The sequence below is a fragment of the Brevibacterium sediminis genome, assembly GCF_024895295.1.
GTDB lineage: Bacteria > Actinomycetota > Actinomycetes > Actinomycetales > Brevibacteriaceae > Brevibacterium > Brevibacterium sediminis.
In genome coordinates, this window is sequence record NZ_JAHQRN010000001.1 from 678,511 (window position 1) to 695,031 (window position 16,521).

Sequence of the window (16,521 nt, forward strand, 5' to 3'; positions counted from 1 at the left end):
TGACGCTCAGGAGTCGGCGACGACTCCGCGACGAATGGCTTCGATGGTGCGACGAACGCGCACTGCGGTCTCCGCGTCGATGACCTCCGCGACCTGACCGAGCAGATCGAGGCTCTGCTTGGCCCATCTGACGAAGTCACCGGCGGCGATATCGCTGCCCCGCAGTGATTCCGACAGGGTTCTGCCTTCTGTCCACCGGTACATCGGTCTGATCAGCCCACGGTCCGGTTCGTCAGTCGTGGTCAGAGCATGCTGTTCTTCGAGGTGGAAGAGCCGACGCCAGATCGTCTCCGATTCGTCGCAGACAGCCTTGAGGTCGGGGCTCGGAGCCCGATGTGCGGTCAGGGTGTCCCTGCGCGACTGGAAGACGAAGATCGATGCGAACGCCGCAAGTTCCGGCTCATTGAGTCTGTCCCACAATCCGGCGCGGATCGTCAGTGCCACCAGGAGATCCCGTTCGCCGTAGATCCGACGCAGCATAGTCGAGTGCTCGGGATCGAACCCGAGCCCGCGCAGCACATCCTGGACTCGGTCGAACACCAGAGCGATCGAGGTGGTGCGGCCTTCGATCCGGGCGATGAGCGAATCGTTCTCCCGGATGAGTTTGTCCGCACGGTTGGCCCACCGGGCGTGGAGTTCCCGGTCCGGGCAGTCGTGACAGGGATGTGCCCGCATCTGCGCTTGGAGCTCGGCGACAGTGGTGCTCTCCCCCTGATGCTCTCGGGTCGATTCCCAATGGGCTTCCGCATCGACCCTGCCGTCGGCAACGGCAGATTCGAGGATGGACAGCAGCTGCCTGCGGTCGCCTGCCTGCCGGTGGTTGAACTTCTTCGGTACTCGGACGCGCCCTTGAGAGGCGACGGGTTCGGTCACCTCGTGGGGTCGCAGATGCCACACTTTGCCCTGCTCTGTGAGGACGGTGGGCAGTCGTGAGACACCGTCCTTGTTGCTCATCGGAGAGATGATGACTGCGCGTCCGCCGACCCGTTTGGCCGGCATCGTCACGACATCGCCGATCTTGAGAGCGGTGAGGGATTCGACGATGTCGCGCTGCCTGTTCCGCGACTTCGTCCGGGTCTCCTGCTTCTGCGTATCCGAGATCGCCCGGCGCAGTCCGGCGTATTCGGAGAAGTCACCGAGGTCGCAGTGCATCGACTTCTCGTACGCCTCGATCGTGGCTTCGTTCTTGCGCACCTTCCGGGCCAGGCCGACGACGGCCTTATCGGCCTGGAACTGGGCGAAGGAGGTCTCGAGCACCTTGGCTGCCTCGTCCGAACTCATTCGCGACAGCAGATTCGCGGTCATGTTGTAGGTCGGCCCGAACGCCGAATTCAGTGCGTAGGAACGGTTCGAGGCCAAGGCTGCCAGCTCGCTGACCTCGATGGTCGGGTGCCAGACCACGACCGAATGGCCGATGCGGTCGATTCCGCGGCGACCGGCTCGTCCGGTCAACTGGGTGTATTCCCCCGGGGTGATCATCACATGTGCTTCGCCGTTGAACTTCACGAGCTTTTCGAGCACGACGGTGCGCGCAGGCATGTTGATGCCCAGCGCCAGCGTCTCCGTGGCGAAGACGACCTTGATGATTCCCTGCGAGAACAGCTCCTCGACGAGCTGTTTGAACTGCGGGATCATCCCCGCATGGTGCGCAGCAACTCCGAGCAGCAGACCCTCACGGAAGGTGTGATAGCCGAGGATGCCGAGGTCTTCGTCGGCGAGATCGTCGCGCAGCGACTCGAGGGCGGCATTGACGATCGTCTTCTCCTCCCGAGAGTTCAGATCGGTGCCCGTGCTCAGATACTGTTCGACGGCTTCATCGCAGCCATTGCGGGAGAAGATGAACATGATCGCCGGGAGCATGGCCGCCTCGGCGAGAGATGCCACCACCTGAGTGCGGCTGGGACGGCGGAATCGGGCACGGGTGGCACGTGCGCGCTTCGACCGCGGTCCCCCGTGTGTCCGAGTGGCGTGGTTGAGTGCCGGATCGATGCGGTCGGAATCGCTGTGCGTGAACAGGTCGTACATCCGGTGGCCGACCAGGACGTGATTGACCAGCGGCACCGGCCGGTGGCTCGTGGACACGATCGTCGTCGGTCCCCGGACTTCACGCAGCCAGGCCCCGAACTCCTCCACATTCGACACCGTCGCCGACAGAGACACCATCTGCACTCGGTCCGGCAGGTGGATGATGACCTCTTCCCACACCGGTCCGCGGAATCGGTCGGCGAGGTAGTGGACTTCGTCGAGGACGACGAAGCCGAGGTCCGAGAGACCAGACACGTCGTTGTAGAGCATATTGCGCAGCACTTCGGTGGTCATCACGATGATCGGCGCATCGCGGCGGATCGATGTGTCGCCGGTGAGCAGCCCGACGTTCTCCGCCCCGTGGACCTCTGCGAGGTCATTGAACTTCTGATTGCTCAGCGCCTTGATCGGGGTCGTGTAGAAGACCCGTTTGCCCTCGCCGCGAGCCAATTCCACAGCGAACTCCGCGATGAGCGTCTTGCCGGCACCGGTCGGCGCTGTGACCAGCACGTCCTCGCCGTCCTGCAGATGACTGCAGGCTTCGATCTGGAAGTCATCGAGGGCGAACTCGGTGCGCTCCATGAACTGTCCCAAGGGAGTGCGGGCGAATTCCGCACGCTCCTTGAAGTCGGCATAGGCGGCCGAGGGGCTCAGCGGTTCATCGGCAGAAGCGTCGGTCGAAAGCGGCGTAGGGTCAGTCATTCTTCTCTTCGTCGGTCAGTTCATCCTCGTCGACCCACAGGCCCTGCGCGATGAGGCGCTTCTTACGTCGGCGATCATTGAAGACACAGATCACCCACGCCAGACAGAACAAGGTCATCATGGGGATGACGAGGAAGAACATGGACATGGCGTCCGGAGTCGGGGTGGCGATCGCGGCGAACAGGAAGACGAGCATGACGATGATGCGCCACGATTTCTTGATCCTCTCCGCCGACAGGATTCCGAGCATGTTGAGTCCCACCATGAGCACGGGAAGGACGAACGCAAGTCCGAAGACGACGATGATGATCATCACGAAGCTCAGATAGTCCTGTGCCGGGATGATGTTCGTGCCGCCCTCGGGGGTGAACGAGGTCAGTGCCTTCACCGCATTGGGCAGAGCGAAGAACGCCATGGTCGACCCGGCCAGGAACAGCGGAATCGCTGCCCCGAGGAATCCGAGGGAGTACAGCTTCTCCTTGCGCTTCAGTCCCGGGACGATGAAGGCCCAGACCTCATAGAGCCAGATGGGGCAGGAGAGGAAGAGACCGATGAAGAACGAGAGTTTGATCTTCAGGTCGAAGGGAGAGGCGACTCCGGCGAAGTTGATCTCGGCCATCCGTCCGCCGTTGTCACGGATCGTCCGGATCGGCTCTTGGAGGATGTCGAGGACAGGGTCGTAGAGGAACCAGCCTGCCACCGCGCCCAGAGCGATGGCGATGGCGGAGATGATGACGCGATTGCGCAACTCGACGAGGTGCCCGACGACGGGCATCTTCTTCTCAGGATTGCTCTTCCGTGATCGAGATGGCTTCCGCTGGCTGTTCTCTTTCACTTCTCGTGAGACTGCGGGTCCTGCTTCTCTCGCCGCGACTCCTCGGTACCAGTGGTTTCACCGGTGGCCGTGGTGGAATCGGTCGAGGAGTTCTGGTTGAGCGCTCCCGGCTCGGTGGTCTTGCCGGATTCGTCGTCGTCGCGCAGGTCCTTGACTTCGGACTTGAAGATCTTCATCGACTGTCCCAGGCTTCGGGCCAGCTGCGGCAGTTTGGGTGCGCCGAAGATGATCACGATGATGAGGATCACGATCGCGATCTGCACGAAACTTGGTCTCATGGGGAGCTCCTTGGATTGTTGATGCTGTGGATGATTCTACGCGCTGCGGCTGAGCCTTTCATCCACATCCGGGCGCGGTCTTCGTCTCAGCCGAGCCTGCGCAGGGCGGCCGCAACGGCTTCGGTGTCGTCGATCTCGGTGATGACATCGGCATGGCAGAGCAGGAACCGGCTGAGCCAATCCACCGAATGCACGAGCAGGCGGATGCGTACGCTCGTGTCACCGCCGTCGAGGTACTCGCGATTCGTCACGTCGAGTTCATCTGCCAGCCATGCTCCCGCGGCCCCGAGACCGAGGGTGACTTCGTAAGAGCTCGTCGTCGACTCACTGACCGACATCGGCGGATGCGCTGCCGGTTCCCAGGAACGGATGCGCCCCAGGGCGAAGCGGCGGGGTGCTCCGGCCGAGTAGCACCAGGCATCGACGTACCAGTCAGCACCAGGTACGAGCCGGGTCGGGGCGATGGTCCGGGTCGTGAGTTCGTCGCGGGAGCCGACGTAGTAGTCGATGCTCATCGCCGTGCCTTCTTCGACAGCCTGTCGCAGTGCGGTCAGCAGCTCTTCGTCGGCATCGATGGGGCTGACGTCGACGGCGGTGCGCAGGTTCTCTCCTGCCGCCACACGCAGTTTGGATGCTGCTGTGGCCACGGCTTCGGAATCGAGTCCGGGCAGGGAAGAGAGCATATCGAGCGCGAGCACGAGGACGCCGGCTTCCTCGGCGCTGAGCCGCACGGGCACGGAGACCTCTTCGGCGTTGGAGATGAATATCTGCCCGCCTTCCCAGGAGGCGTCGATGAGATCATCGGGCATATGTCCGGGTCGACCTGTAACGAAGAGCAGCTGCAGATCGTCGATGAGGGTGTCGGAGTCGATGCCGAAATAGGCGGCGGTCTCTTCGAGGTCCGCTCCCGGATGCGCGTCGAGGTAGGGCACGAGGCTGAGCAGCCGGGTGAGGCGTTCACGCGCTGAGGACACTGGTGCCTCCCAAGCGGTTGAGCGAGTCCCGAATCGTTTCGCGTCGGCGGTCGACGGCACGCACGAGGTCGGGCGGATCGACCACGTCGACGGCGTCCCCGAAGCCGACGATCTCAGCGGCGAGGCCCTCGACATCGGAATACCCGATGATCACGTCGTCTCCGTCGCTGCGGATCTGTCGACGGCGCAGCGGATCGGCCCGGTGCGCACGGATGCGCAGCGTCGCCTCGGCGACGACGGCCATCTCGGAACTCGACTGCAGCGCCAGCTGCGGGGAGAAGTCCTCGGGAATCTCATAGTCGCCGGGTTCACGGCCGCTGAGCTTCGCGATCCCTCCCTCAACACGGGAGAGCCGGAAGGTGCGGCGAGCTTCGCGATCGAGATCGAAGCCGAAGAGGTAGACGCGGTCACCGCGGCTGAGCAGCGCATAGGGTTCCAGACGCACTTTCCTCACGCTCTGGCCGGGTTTGTGGTAGCGGAAGCCGACGGCTTCGCGGGCGTTGATGTGGTGAAGGGCCGTGGCGAAGTTCGCGCTGGCCAGCCGGTGCGCGGCGGTGCCCGGGTCGACGCTTCCCGGTCCGGCGGCGGACTGGCCGAGGTCGATGCCGAGAGCACGCAGCTTCGTCAGCGCCTGAGCCGAGGACTCCCCGAGTTCGGTCTCCGCCCAGAACGCGGCGGCCACGGTCACGGCAGCCACCTCGGCGGGGGTGAGATCGACGTCGCCCATCGCATAGTCGGCGGTGGAGATCCGATACCCCGTCTCCCCCGCATCGCCATAGGCATCGTGTTCGGCCCGGGTGGCGATGGTGATGCCCATGTGCCGCAGCAGCTCTTTGTCGCGAGAGAATTTGCGATCGAAGGCGACCTCGTCGAGTCCGGAATAGCCGTCGATGGCGCTCATCAGCGTCTTGCGCGACACCCAGCCGCGGGAAGCGCGCAGGGCGATCAGCAGATTCATCAGACGTTCGGTCTGCTGTCTCTGTCTGCTGGTGCGGGGTGTATTCACGATTCCACCGTAACCTAAGCCGGGCGATAGTCTTGGGACCATGATTCATTGGCGCAAAGGAATCGTCGCAGCGATTCGCTCCACCCGGCCAGGATACACAGAGGTCGAGGTCGAACTGGACGAGGCCGTGCCCGGCACCGATGTGAGATCCATCCGAGCGGTCGCCTACACCGATGCCGTCGGGCAACCGCAGAACCGGGACACCGTCATCGTCAATGTCTCGGCTCTTGCGAAGCGCCTGGGCACCGGTGGCTTCGGTCTCATCGTCGCCCTACCCGATGCGCTGCCGGCAGATCCCCCGGACGGCCCCGGTCATCTGGTCAAGGACCGCTATTCGCCGTTGCAGACGATGGTCCTCGGCGTCGACGATCAGGAGTCGCAGCATCATTCCACCCTCGCCGAGGCGGACAGCCTCGGTGGCATGCCGGTGGTCGTGGCCGATCTGCATTCGGCTCTGCCCGCGGTACTTGCCGGCATTCGCGCCGTCGACCCGTCGTTGTCGGTGGCTTATGTGCTCAGTGATGGTGCGGCTCTGCCGGCCCCGTTCTCTCAGGCCGTCGCCGGACTCAAGGACGCCGGCTGGCTTCAGGGCGTGATCAGCACAGGTCAGGCCTGGGGCGGAGATCTCGAAGCGGTGACCATCCACACGGGACTGCTCGCGGCCAAACACGTGATGGATGCCGATATCACCATCGTCGCTCAGGGCCCTGGGAATCTGGGCACCGGCACGAAGTACGGCTATTCGGGGCTGGTCACCGGAGAGCACCTCAATGCCGCTGCTCTGCTCGGCGGGCATCCGATCGGTCTGCTGCGGATGTCGAACGCCGATGCCCGCGGTCGCCATTTCGGCATCTCCCATCATTCGCTGACGCCCTTGAGTGAGATCGCACGACCGGGGATGACCGTACCGGTGCCCGATTTCTCCACCCTCGCCGAGGCGGAAAGAGCCGAGATGGACCCGGACCCCGGTGTCGTCGCCGAGACCGTGGCCGAACAGCTGCATCGACTCCGGAAGCATGATCTCGTCGACATCGATCTGACGGGGCTATGGGAAGCCCTGCGCACTTCACCTGTCCGGCTGTCGACGATGGGCAGAAAGCTGCCCGCAGATGCGGCGTCGTTCCTCGCAGCAGCCGCCGCTGGCCGCTGCGCCGCCGGGCTCGTCCGCCGCTGACCGCGTCGAACACAGGTCAGCGCCTGATCTCCTCAGAATCCCCCTCCGCGTCGGCGAAGACAGATGTGGCCGGGTTCCGAAGAACCCGGCCACAGCCGTCTCAGTCAGGATCAGCGTGTGCTGATGATCTGGCTGAGTCTCAGCGCACGTTCTCGAGGTCGCAGACGAAGATCAGCGACTCTCCGGGTTGGATGACTCCGCCTGCGCCTTGATCGCCGTACGCCAGGTGCGGTGGGATCTGCAGGGTGCGGCGTCCGCCGACCTTCATGCCCTGGATGCCCTGGTCCCAGCCGGAGATGACCATTCCGGATCCGAGGCGGAACTCCAGCGGGGTGCCGCGGTTGTACGAGGCGTCGAATTCCTCGCCCGTGGAATGGGCGACTCCGACGTAGTGCACGCTCACGGTGTCGCCGGGTCCCGCCTCGGCGCCGGTGCCGATCACATCATCGGTGATGATGAGCTCGGTCGGGGCGTCCCCGCCGGGGAAATCGACTTCGGGCTTCTGCTTGCTCATGTGTTCCTCCTGGTGTCGGTTCTGTTGAGATATCGGACGTTCTCAGCCCTGGGCCGAGAGGATGTCGACGACGAAGATCAGGGTCGCATCACCTGGGATGGACGGTTCGCTGCCCTGTTTGCCATACCCCTTGTCCGGCGGGACGACGAGGACGACCTGGTCGCCGACCTTCTTGCCGACGAGCCCCTCGTTCCAGCCGTCGATGACCTGGGCCTCGCCGACCGGGGCGACGACGAAGGGCTGTCCGTCCTTCTTCCAGTTCGAGTCGAAGGTCTTCGATGTGTCGTCCCAGAGCCAGCCGGAGTACTTCACGGCGACGCTCTGGCCCTTCTTGACCTCGTCGCCTTTGCCTTCGATCGTCGTGTACGACTCGAGCTCGGTCGGCTTCTTGCCCTTCGGCTTCGAGATCGATGGGGCGCCGTCGTCGCCCCACTTCACGGTCACAGGGTTGTCCGACTGATCGGCCTTCTTCCCCTCGGCGCGAGTCAGCGGCTTCTTCGTGTCCTCGATGTCGATGACGTAGACGAGCGTCTGCGACGCCTCCCCCTGCTGGGCGCTGCCGTTGAGCGACATCATCACGCGGGAACCGACCTTGACGTCGATGAGTGCGTTGTAGAGGTCTTCGGAGATCTGGGACTTGTCCATGGGGAATCCGGCGGCGGAGTCCGAATCGTAGCTGGATTCGACGGTCTTGCCGGTCGTCCCGGAGACCAGCGTCATCTGTGCCGTGACCTGCTCGCCGTCGGCGACCTTGTCGCCGGTGCCCTCTTTGAGCACCTTCTTCTCGGTCTTGTCCATGACCAGCGGTGCTTCGAAGCTGACCTTGGGCTTCTTCCCCATCTTGCCGTCGACGGTGATGTCGTCGAGGCTGGTCGACTTCGCGTCCTGAGCGGCCACCGACGGCGGAGGCGTGGTCGAGTCCTCTGACTCATCACCCTGCCCGCAGGCCGAGAGCAGCAACAGGCCCGCCGCGATGGCGCTGAGCACTTTGGTGCGCACTGGTTTCCTTTCGTCACGCCGAGGCCGCGCCCGGGTAGGGGCTCGACCGAATCACAGGGCGATCTTACAGGCCCGCGATGAGTGTTTCCGCCTGCGGGTGAGTCGTGGCGAACGGGTCCTTGAGTGCGACGGCTCGACCGGATTCGTCGTTGAGGCGCAGGTGCACCCAGTCGACGGTGTAGTCGCGACGGGCCGCATGGGCTGAGCGGACGAATTCGCCGCGGATCGCCGCCCGTGTGCTCGCTGGCGGTACGTCCTTCGCTCGTTCGGCTGCCTCGGCGGGGACGAGACTCTTCGCCATTCCCGCGGCCTCGAGCTTGGGAAACAGCCCCGTCGCGGGCGTGATGTCGTGGAAGGCGATGTCGAGTCGGTGGATGCGCGGATCGGCGATATCCGTGATTCCGCGCTGCAGCGACCGTTCGATGAGGGTGCGTTTCATCACCCAGTCAATCTCCGTGTCCACGGTCGAGAAGTCCTGCGATTCGACGGCGGTGAGCATCCGCGTCCACAGGTCGATGACGTAGTGGGCCAGATCATCATCGCCGAGGCTGTGCTCCCCGGACTCCACGATCCGCTGTGCCCGATCCCGGTAGTCGCCGAGCAGTCCCAGCGGAGTCGTCGTGGTTCCGTCGGTGCGTTCGAGCACGACCCGTCCCGTGAGATCACGGGCGACGAGCCTGATATCGCGCACCGGGTGGCGCAGCCCGTTCTCCGGGATCCGTGCGCCCTGTTCGATGAGGTCGAGCATGAGGACTGCGGATCCGATCTTCAGCGCCGAGGTGGCCGTCGACATCGAGGAATCACCGACGATGACGTGCAGCCGTCGGTACTTCTCCGCATCGGCGTGCGGTTCGTCGCGGGCGTTGATGATCGGACGCGACCGTGTCGTCGCCGATGACAGTCCTTCCCACATGACGTCGGACCGCGCGGAGAGGCCGAACATCATCTCCGAGCGGTCGGCTTCCTCGTCGGGGGTGAAGGCCGAACGGCGTGGGATCACGGCTCCGGCTCCGACGAGCAGCTGCCGCGAGACGAGGAAGGGCAGCAGGACCGTGGTCAGCCGGTTGAAGTCGAGGGTGCGGCGGATGAGGAAGTTCTCGTGGGACCCGTAGGAGTTGCCTGCCGCGTCCGTATTGTTCTTGACCATGTGCACGCGTCCGCCGATGCCGTCGACTTCTAGCGCGGTTTGGGCCTTGTCCAGCAGGTCGATCATCAGACCTTCGCCGGCTCGGTCCTGGGCGAGCAGGTCCCCGAGATCATCGCATTCGGCGGTCGCATACTCCGGATGGGATCCGACGTCGAGGTAGAGGCGCGACCCGTTGGGCAGGAACACGTTCGACGACCGGCCCCATTCGACGACGGGACGGAAGAGATACCGGGCGATCTCCTCGGGGCCGATGCGACGTCCGTCGGGGTCGGCGGTGTGGGCGAGTCCGTATTCGGTTTCGAGCCCGTAGATGCGTGCCATTCAGTCCTCCCGCAGTGCGCTCATCGCCGCGTCGTCGAGGCGGCGGAAGGTCCGCAGCTTCGTCGTCGTGCGGTCGAGGACGGCTGCCTCGAGTGCGTCGGTGGCCAGGATCGCCTGGGTCGCGGCTCCCAGTGCGGTCACACCGTGGTTGAATACTTCGCGCAGAGTCATCTGCGAGCTGCGCACCCCGGCCAGGGATGCCGTGATCGCATCGGCCTGACCGCCGATGGCCACATGTTCGGTCTCGTCGATGACGGATCCGTCGTAGCTGAGCCGGTAGAGCTGGTCGGTCTCCGGTGTGAGTCCGAGTTCGGCGACGACGAGTTCGACCTCGAACGGCTTCGACTCGGTGGTGAAGACGCCGGCCAGCGTCTGTGCGTACGCGTTCGTCAGTCCGCGAGCGGTGACGTCGGTGCGGTCGTAGGAGTATCCGCGCAGGTCGGCGTAGCGGACTCCGGCTTGGCGCAGGGTCTCGAATTCGTTGTACTTGCCGACGGCGGCGAAGCCGATGCGATCGTAGATCTCAGCGATCTTGTGCAGTGTCGGTGACGGGTTCTCCGCCAGCAGCAGGATGCCTGTGTCGAAGCGCATGACGACGACGGATCGGCCGCGGGCGATGCCCTTGCGGGCGAAGTCGGCCCGGTCCTTCATCAGCTGTTCGGGTGAGACGTAGAACGGTGCCTGACTCATCGACGGTCCTTTCGCGGTAACGGTGCCGCAGTCATCACCGGGCGGTGGCCGTGCGGCGGGCGACGACCTCGGTGGCGGTGTCCAAGACGGTGGCCGAATCGACCTCGGTGACCCCGTTCTCGAGGTCGACGGTGAAGATCGTCGGGGCGATCTGCCGGACGAAATCCGGTCCGCCCGTCGCCGAGTCGTCGTCGGAGGCGTCGAAGAGGGCTTCGACGGCAACCCCAATCGCCTGCTCGTGGTCGAGGTCGGCCCGCCACAGCTTCTTCAGCGCCCCGCGGGCGAAACCGGAACCGGAGCCGATGGAATGGAATCGGTGCTCTTCGTACTTTCCGCCGGTGACGTCGAAGCTGAAGATCTGACCCTGCGGTCTGGATTCGTCGACTCCGGCGAACAGCGGGACGACGGTGAGTCCCTGCATCGCCAGCCCGAGGTTTCCGCGCAGCATCGCAGCCAAGCGGTTGGCTTTGCCGTTGAGCGAGAGACGGGCGCCTTCGATCTTCTCGTAGTGTTCGAGTTCGAGTTGGAAGAGCCGGATGAGGTCGAGTGCGACCCCGGCGGTGCCGGCGATGCCGATGACGGAGTAGTCGTCGGCGGCTTTGACCTTCTCCATCGAGTGCGAGGCGATGAGGTTGCCGATCGTCGCTCTCCGGTCACCGGCCATGAGGATGCCCGAGGCGGTGCGGAAGCAGATGATCGTCGTGCCCTCCGGGGCCTGTTCGGCCAGATCCCGCACACCGGGGTGCGGCAGCGCTTCAGGCGCCGAGGAGCGGGCGAGTTCGACGAACGAATTGCTCGTCGAACTCAAGAATGCAGGAGGGAATCCTACCATCTCATTGGCCGCCCTTCTGCACGAAGTTCTTGACGAACTCCTCCGCGTTCGACTCGAGCACACCGTCGATCTCGTCGAGGATGGAATCGACGTTCTGAGTGTTGATCTGTCCCTGCACGGCCTCCGGCGGATCGACGGGGGCGTCTCCCCCACCGGACGATTTGTCTCTCTGGACCTGTTCCTGCGAGCTCATCTCACACTCCTTCAGTCGTTCTTCGAACTCAGTCTATCCACTCCGAGTGCCTTGAGCAGGCCCTCGGCGGTCTCGATTCCCTCCACCCGATCGGCAAGCAGCTCACGGGTGCCTTTGAGCGGTTCGTGCATGGGCAGACGCACCACACCGAGGGCTCCCGCGTTGACCACGAGCGAGTCCCAGCTGGCGGCGACCAGATCCTCGCCGAGGCGGCTGACCGCCACGGAGCGCAGGAACGCGCGGGTCCCGTCGGGTGCGTTGACCACGGCGGCTTCGACCTCGGCGTCGGTGGTCATCCGACGGATGCGGCCGGCTCGTTCGAGCTTGTGGAACAGCCCCTTCTCCGGGCGCACATCGTGGTACTGGACGTCGATGAGGGCCAGCTTCGGATGGTCCCAGTCGATTCCCTCACGAGAACGGTAGCTCTCGAGCAGCACCCATTTGGCGACCCAGTCGATGGAGTCGGCCAGGGTCGTCGGGTCGGTCGAGAGCCCATCGAGGAATCGGCGCCATTCGGCGAGCACCTCGGCAGTTTCGGCATCCTCGGCATCGGCGTGTTCGAGGCACGCGGAGTAGAAGGCTTCTTGAATCTCCAACGCCGTTGTCGTCGTACCGTCGCTCAGCGCCAGCGGAGCCCTGAGGGTGAGGTCGTGGCTGACGTCCCACAGTGCCTGCAGGGCATCTGCGAGTTCGATCTGCGGTGCCAGCCCGGCCTCGATGAGTCCGAGGACGAGGGAGGTCGAACCGAAGCGGACGAACGTCGCAGGCTCCGCCAGGGTGGCGTCGCCGATGATCACGTGCAGCCGGCGGTATTTCGCGGGATCGGCATGTGGTTCGTCCCGGGTGTTGACGATGGGACGGCGCAGGGTGGTCTCGAGCCCCACTTCGGCTTCGAAGAAGTCGGCGCGGGACGAGATCTGGAAGCCCTTGCCCTCGCCTTCGCGACCGATGCCGACCCGTCCGGATCCGCACAGGATCTGCCGGGTGACGAAGAACGGGACGAGGCCCGCGACGATGTCGTCGAAGTCCGTGGACCGGTCGACGAGGTAGTTCTCATGGGTGCCGTAGGAGGCTCCCTTGGAGTCCGTGTTGTTCTTGTACAGATTGACCGGTTCCGCGCTCTTCTCGAGGGTCCGCACCGATTCGAGGGCGACGAGGTCGCCGGCCCGGTCGAAGGTGACGATATCGCGTGGAGTGAGGACTTCCGGGGACGAGTACTCGGGATGAGCGTGGTCGACGTAGTAGCGGGCGCCGTTCTCCGTGACGACGTTCGCCAGGTACTGGGCTTCGAGGTCGTCCTGCGGGATATGGGTCAGCTGCGAGGAGTCGGCGTCGGCGATGTTCATGAAGAAGCCGCGGGCGTCGGCCAATGGAGACTCGGTGGCGAAGTCCCAGAAGTTCTGGGACGACTTCAGTCCGCGCGGTCCGGCATAGGCGTCGACGACACGCGCCGAGTCCCGCATCGGGTTCGCTCGCGGATTGCCCGGCTGGCTGAGGCCGAACTCCGTCTCGGCTCCCATGACGCGCCTGACTCTGAGCATCTGATTCTCCTCCAAGGTCTAGACTCGGGGACGTGGCAACGAAGAAATCTCATCTCCCCATCGCACTGATCGTCGACCTCATCCTCGTGGTTCTGTTCACGATCGTCGGTCATTACACACATTCTCACAATTTCGATCCGCAGGGGCTGATGACCACAGCGTGGCCGTTCGTCGTAGCCCTCGTCATCGCCTGGCTGCTCACGGCCGTCTGGGATCGGCCGATCGCTCCGTTGGCCACGGGAACCGGGGTCTGGGCGATCACCGTCCTCGTCGGACTCGTCCTGCGCGGGGTCACCGGAGCCGGCGGCGATCCGGGGTCGGTGCCGGTGAGCTTTATGATCGTCGCGACGTCGCTCAACCTCATCACTCTGGTCGGTTGGCGTCTCATCGCCACGGCCGTCTCCGGGGGTTCGGGCCGCCGCAAGCGCAGCCGTTGAGCATCTTACCCTTCGGCCCTGTGCGCTGCCGGTAACGAGTCGAGCCCGCCGCTTCCGTCAGCTGACGGAAGCGGCGGGCTCGTCGTTCTTACCGGACCCTTCTCAGACGAGGTCGGAGTTGGGCCGCACCTCGGCGATGTCGGTCTCGTACGGCACGGTCGGGGCTCCCCTGGTCGTGTCGAGGTGCATCATCCGCAGATGAGTGACCCGTTCGCCCTTGCGCCCGGAGATCCGTGCCCATTCGTCGGGGTTCGTCGTGTTCGGCAGGTCTTCGTGTTCGCTGAACTCTTCGGCGATCGCATCCTCGAAGTGGCCGGGGCGCAGGCCGCGTTCGCCGGTGTCGAGCAGCGATTTGATTGCCGCCTTCTTCGCACGGTCGACGATGTTGTGGATCATCGCGCCGGAGGCGAAGGCCGAGAAGTGGAGGATTTCCTTCGACCCGTCGGCGTAGCTGACCTCGACGAATTCGTTCTCCGGAGTCTCTGCGAACATCCTTTCGACACAGCTGTCGATGAGTGCCGAGACCGCCTCGCCGGGGGTGTCGTGACCGGCGAGCACGCTCGAGTGCAGGGGCAGCTCCGCGGTGAGGTACTTCTCGAAGATGTCTCGGGCCGCTTCGGCGTCGGGGCGTTCGATGCGGATCTTCACATCGAGTCGGCCGGGGCGCAGGATCGCGGGGTCGATGAGGTCTTCACGGTTCGACGCGCCGATGACGATGACGTTGTCGAGCTGTTCGACTCCGTCGATCTCGGTGAGCAGCTGCGGCACGATCGTCGTCTCCACGTCCGATGACTTGCCGGTGCCGCGGGTGCGGAACAGTGATTCCATCTCGTCGAAGAACACCACGACGGGGAATCCTGCCGAAGCCTTCTCGCGTGCCCGGGCGAAGATCAGGCGCAGCTGACGTTCGGTTTCGCCGACGTACTTGTCGAGCAGCTCCGGACCTTTGATGTTGAGGAAGTAGGTCTTGCTCGTGCGGACCTTGCCGGTGCGGTCGGCCAGGGAGTTCGCCACGGCCTTCGCGATGAGCGTCTTTCCGCAGCCGGGAGGGCCGTAGAGCAGGATGCCCTTGGGCGGTTTGAGTCCGTGTTCGGTGTAGAGCTCGGGATGTTCGAAGGGCAGTTCGACGGCATCCTTGATCTGTTCGATCTGGTCGGCCAGTCCGCCGATGTCCTGGTAGGTGATGTCGGGGACTTCTTCGAGCAGCAGCGAGGAGACCTCGGGCTTCTCGACGACCTGCAGCGCGTAATGGGTCCGGGTGTCGACGATGACGGCATCGCCGACGCGCAGTCCTGCGTCGACGAGGCCGGCGGCGAGGGTGAAGACCTGCTCGTCATCGCCGGGAGCTCCGACGAGGATGCGCTGGGAGTCGACGAACTCACGGACGTTGACGACCGATCCCACGGGTGGGAACTCGCCGGTGCCGATGATGACGAGGCCTTCGGACAGGAGCACATCGGCTCCGGCTCGCAGCGTCTCGGGTTCGATTTCGGGGGCGACGGCCACGCGCATGCGTCGTCCGCCGACGATGACATCGGCCGTCACTGCGTTCTCGCCGAGCGCGATGAGCGTGCCCCAGTTGTTCGGCGGCTCGGTCAGGCGCCGAGCCTCTTCCTTGATCCGGTTCAGCTCATCACGGGCCGTGCGCAGAGTCTTCGACAGTGCTTCATTGCGTTTGCCCGCTGTGTAGAGCTGCTGGCGCAGGGACGCGGTGTCCTCGCGCAGCTTCTTCACCTCGGTCGTGGTCTCTGTCATCGATCCTCCTTCGGCCCTGTGCTGTTGCTGGTCGGGCTGTCTGTGACATCTGTGGGCTGCGCATCTGCGGAGTCCTCGGGCTCGGTGCGCAGGCGTCTGCCGGCATCTCGCATCACCCGGCGCAGCTTCTTGCCGTGCGCGGTGCGGGTGCCGATCGCCGCCTCGGTGACTTCGGGCTCCGTCCACGCCGCCACATCCTCGGCGGCCGCGGTGGCTCCCTGGGGGCGTTTCTTCTTCTCCAACGGACTGATGCCGTCGGCCATTCGGCGGGCCATGATGAGGAACCCGGTGTGGGCGATCATCCGGTGGTCGGGCCGGACGGCGAGTCCGTCGACGTGCCAGCCGCGGACCATGGCCTCCATGGACTCGGGTTCGGCGAACTTGCCGGAAGCGCGCAGGGCTTCGACGAAGCGTGAGAGCTGCGGGACGGTGGCGACATACGCGATGACGATTCCACCGGGTGTCAGGGCTTCGCTGACGGCCTCGAGCGTGTTCCAGGGGGTGAGCATGTCGAGGACGACGCGGTCGACGCTGCCGGGCCCGAAGGTCTGCGGCAGAGTTTCGGCAAGGTCGCCCACGGTGACGGACCAGTTGTCCGGTTCGCCGTCGAAGAAGTCGGCGATGTTTCCGGCCGCGATCGTGGCGAATTCCTCACGCAGTTCGAACGAGTGCACGGATCCCGTCGCGCCCACGGCGCGCAGCAGCGCCATCGACAGGGCTCCGGATCCGACGCCGGCTTCGACGACGGTGGCGCCGGGGAAGATATCGCCGAGGGTGACGATGAGTCCCGAATCCTTCGGGTAGACGACTGCGGCGCCGCGGGGCATGGAGAGCACGAAGTCCTCGTATCGCGGGCGGAAGACCTGGAAGTCGACTCCCCCGGTGTTCGCGACGATGATTCCTTCTGTGCGCCCGATGATGTCGTCGTGGCTGATGAGGCCCTTGTTCGTGTGGAAGTGCTCACCCGGGGCGAGCACGAAGGTGTGCATCCGCCCCTTGGGGTCGGTGAGCTGGACCTTCTCTCCGCGGCTCAGAACGCGCGGGGGCCGGGAATGCAGTGGCTGAGTCATGATGAGTCCACTCTACGCTGGTGAGGAT

The 16,521-nt window shown here is 64.7% G+C and carries 16 protein-coding genes; 2 read left to right on the forward strand and 14 right to left on the reverse strand.

Going from position 1 to position 16,521, the window contains the following annotated elements:
- Positions 1-6: 6 nt before the first annotated feature.
- The 5 genes from KTJ89_RS03150 to KTJ89_RS03170 all read right to left on the reverse strand — a co-directional run bounded on the left by KTJ89_RS03150 (position 7) and on the right by KTJ89_RS03170 (position 5,820).
- Positions 7-2,727, reverse strand: a complete 2,721-nt coding sequence (locus KTJ89_RS03150; RefSeq protein WP_139467225.1) for a DEAD/DEAH box helicase — start codon at positions 2,725-2,727, stop codon at positions 7-9.
- Positions 2,720-3,562, reverse strand: a complete 843-nt coding sequence (gene tatC, locus KTJ89_RS03155; protein ID WP_308423766.1) for a twin-arginine translocase subunit TatC — start codon at positions 3,560-3,562, stop codon at positions 2,720-2,722. Before tatC ends, KTJ89_RS03150 begins: the two co-directional genes overlap by 8 nt.
- Positions 3,559-3,840 (reverse strand): Sec-independent protein translocase subunit TatA, encoded by a 282-nt coding sequence (tatA, locus tag KTJ89_RS03160; protein WP_139467226.1) that lies wholly within the window; start codon positions 3,838-3,840, stop codon positions 3,559-3,561. Before tatA ends, tatC begins: the two co-directional genes overlap by 4 nt.
- Positions 3,841-3,926: 86 nt before the next feature.
- Positions 3,927-4,814 (reverse strand): WYL domain-containing transcriptional regulator, encoded by an 888-nt coding sequence (locus KTJ89_RS03165; protein ID WP_139467227.1) that lies wholly within the window; start codon positions 4,812-4,814, stop codon positions 3,927-3,929.
- On the reverse strand, positions 4,798-5,820 hold the full coding sequence (locus tag KTJ89_RS03170) for a helix-turn-helix transcriptional regulator (protein WP_229663924.1): 1,023 nt from the start codon (positions 5,818-5,820) through the stop codon (positions 4,798-4,800). Before KTJ89_RS03170 ends, KTJ89_RS03165 begins: the two co-directional genes overlap by 17 nt.
- Positions 5,821-5,860: 40 nt before the next feature.
- Here KTJ89_RS03170 and KTJ89_RS03175 point away from each other — a divergent pair, with 40 nt between their 5' ends.
- Entirely contained in the window at positions 5,861-6,994 is a 1,134-nt protein-coding gene (locus tag KTJ89_RS03175; RefSeq protein WP_172169499.1) for a DUF3866 family protein, read from the forward strand.
- Positions 6,995-7,133: 139 nt separating this feature from the next.
- Here KTJ89_RS03175 and KTJ89_RS03180 read toward each other — a convergent pair whose 3' ends face one another.
- From KTJ89_RS03180 to dop, 7 genes are all read right to left on the reverse strand, one after another.
- Entirely contained in the window at positions 7,134-7,508 is a 375-nt protein-coding gene (locus KTJ89_RS03180; RefSeq protein ID WP_025778366.1) for an FKBP-type peptidyl-prolyl cis-trans isomerase, read from the reverse strand.
- A 42-nt stretch (positions 7,509-7,550) separates the two neighbouring features.
- The gene (locus tag KTJ89_RS03185) at positions 7,551-8,507 is read right to left on the reverse strand and encodes an FKBP-type peptidyl-prolyl cis-trans isomerase (protein ID WP_229663925.1); all 957 of its coding nucleotides are present in this window, start codon (positions 8,505-8,507) and stop codon (positions 7,551-7,553) included.
- 64 nt (positions 8,508-8,571) lie between these two features.
- Positions 8,572-9,975, reverse strand: coding sequence for a Pup--protein ligase (gene pafA, locus KTJ89_RS03190; protein ID WP_172169502.1), 1,404 nt, complete (start codon positions 9,973-9,975; stop codon positions 8,572-8,574).
- Complete coding sequence (prcA, locus tag KTJ89_RS03195; RefSeq protein WP_172169506.1) at positions 9,976-10,665, reverse strand: proteasome subunit alpha; 690 nt, start codon at positions 10,663-10,665, stop codon at positions 9,976-9,978.
- 34 nt (positions 10,666-10,699) lie between these two features.
- Entirely contained in the window at positions 10,700-11,497 is a 798-nt protein-coding gene (gene prcB / locus KTJ89_RS03200; protein ID WP_259356765.1) for a proteasome subunit beta, read from the reverse strand.
- A gap of 1 nt (position 11,498) precedes the next feature.
- A complete protein-coding gene (locus tag KTJ89_RS03205) occupies positions 11,499-11,690 on the reverse strand; it encodes a ubiquitin-like protein Pup (protein ID WP_025778371.1) in 192 nt (63 codons plus the stop codon).
- A gap of 11 nt (positions 11,691-11,701) precedes the next feature.
- Positions 11,702-13,231 (reverse strand): depupylase/deamidase Dop, encoded by a 1,530-nt coding sequence (gene dop / locus KTJ89_RS03210; RefSeq protein WP_172169512.1) that lies wholly within the window; start codon positions 13,229-13,231, stop codon positions 11,702-11,704.
- A gap of 32 nt (positions 13,232-13,263) precedes the next feature.
- On the opposite strand from dop, the gene KTJ89_RS03215 reads away from it, so the two are divergent.
- Positions 13,264-13,668, forward strand: a complete 405-nt coding sequence (locus KTJ89_RS03215; protein WP_172169515.1) for a DUF3054 domain-containing protein — start codon at positions 13,264-13,266, stop codon at positions 13,666-13,668.
- 102 nt (positions 13,669-13,770) lie between these two features.
- On the opposite strand, the gene arc is transcribed toward KTJ89_RS03215, so the two are convergent.
- Together arc and KTJ89_RS03225 are read right to left on the reverse strand one after the other, a co-directional pair.
- The gene (gene arc, locus KTJ89_RS03220) at positions 13,771-15,423 is read right to left on the reverse strand and encodes a proteasome ATPase (RefSeq protein WP_259356766.1); all 1,653 of its coding nucleotides are present in this window, start codon (positions 15,421-15,423) and stop codon (positions 13,771-13,773) included.
- Positions 15,420-16,493, reverse strand: coding sequence for a tRNA (adenine-N1)-methyltransferase (locus KTJ89_RS03225; protein WP_172169521.1), 1,074 nt, complete (start codon positions 16,491-16,493; stop codon positions 15,420-15,422). The genes arc and KTJ89_RS03225 overlap by 4 nt, the downstream gene beginning before the upstream one ends.
- Positions 16,494-16,521 lie beyond the last annotated feature (28 nt).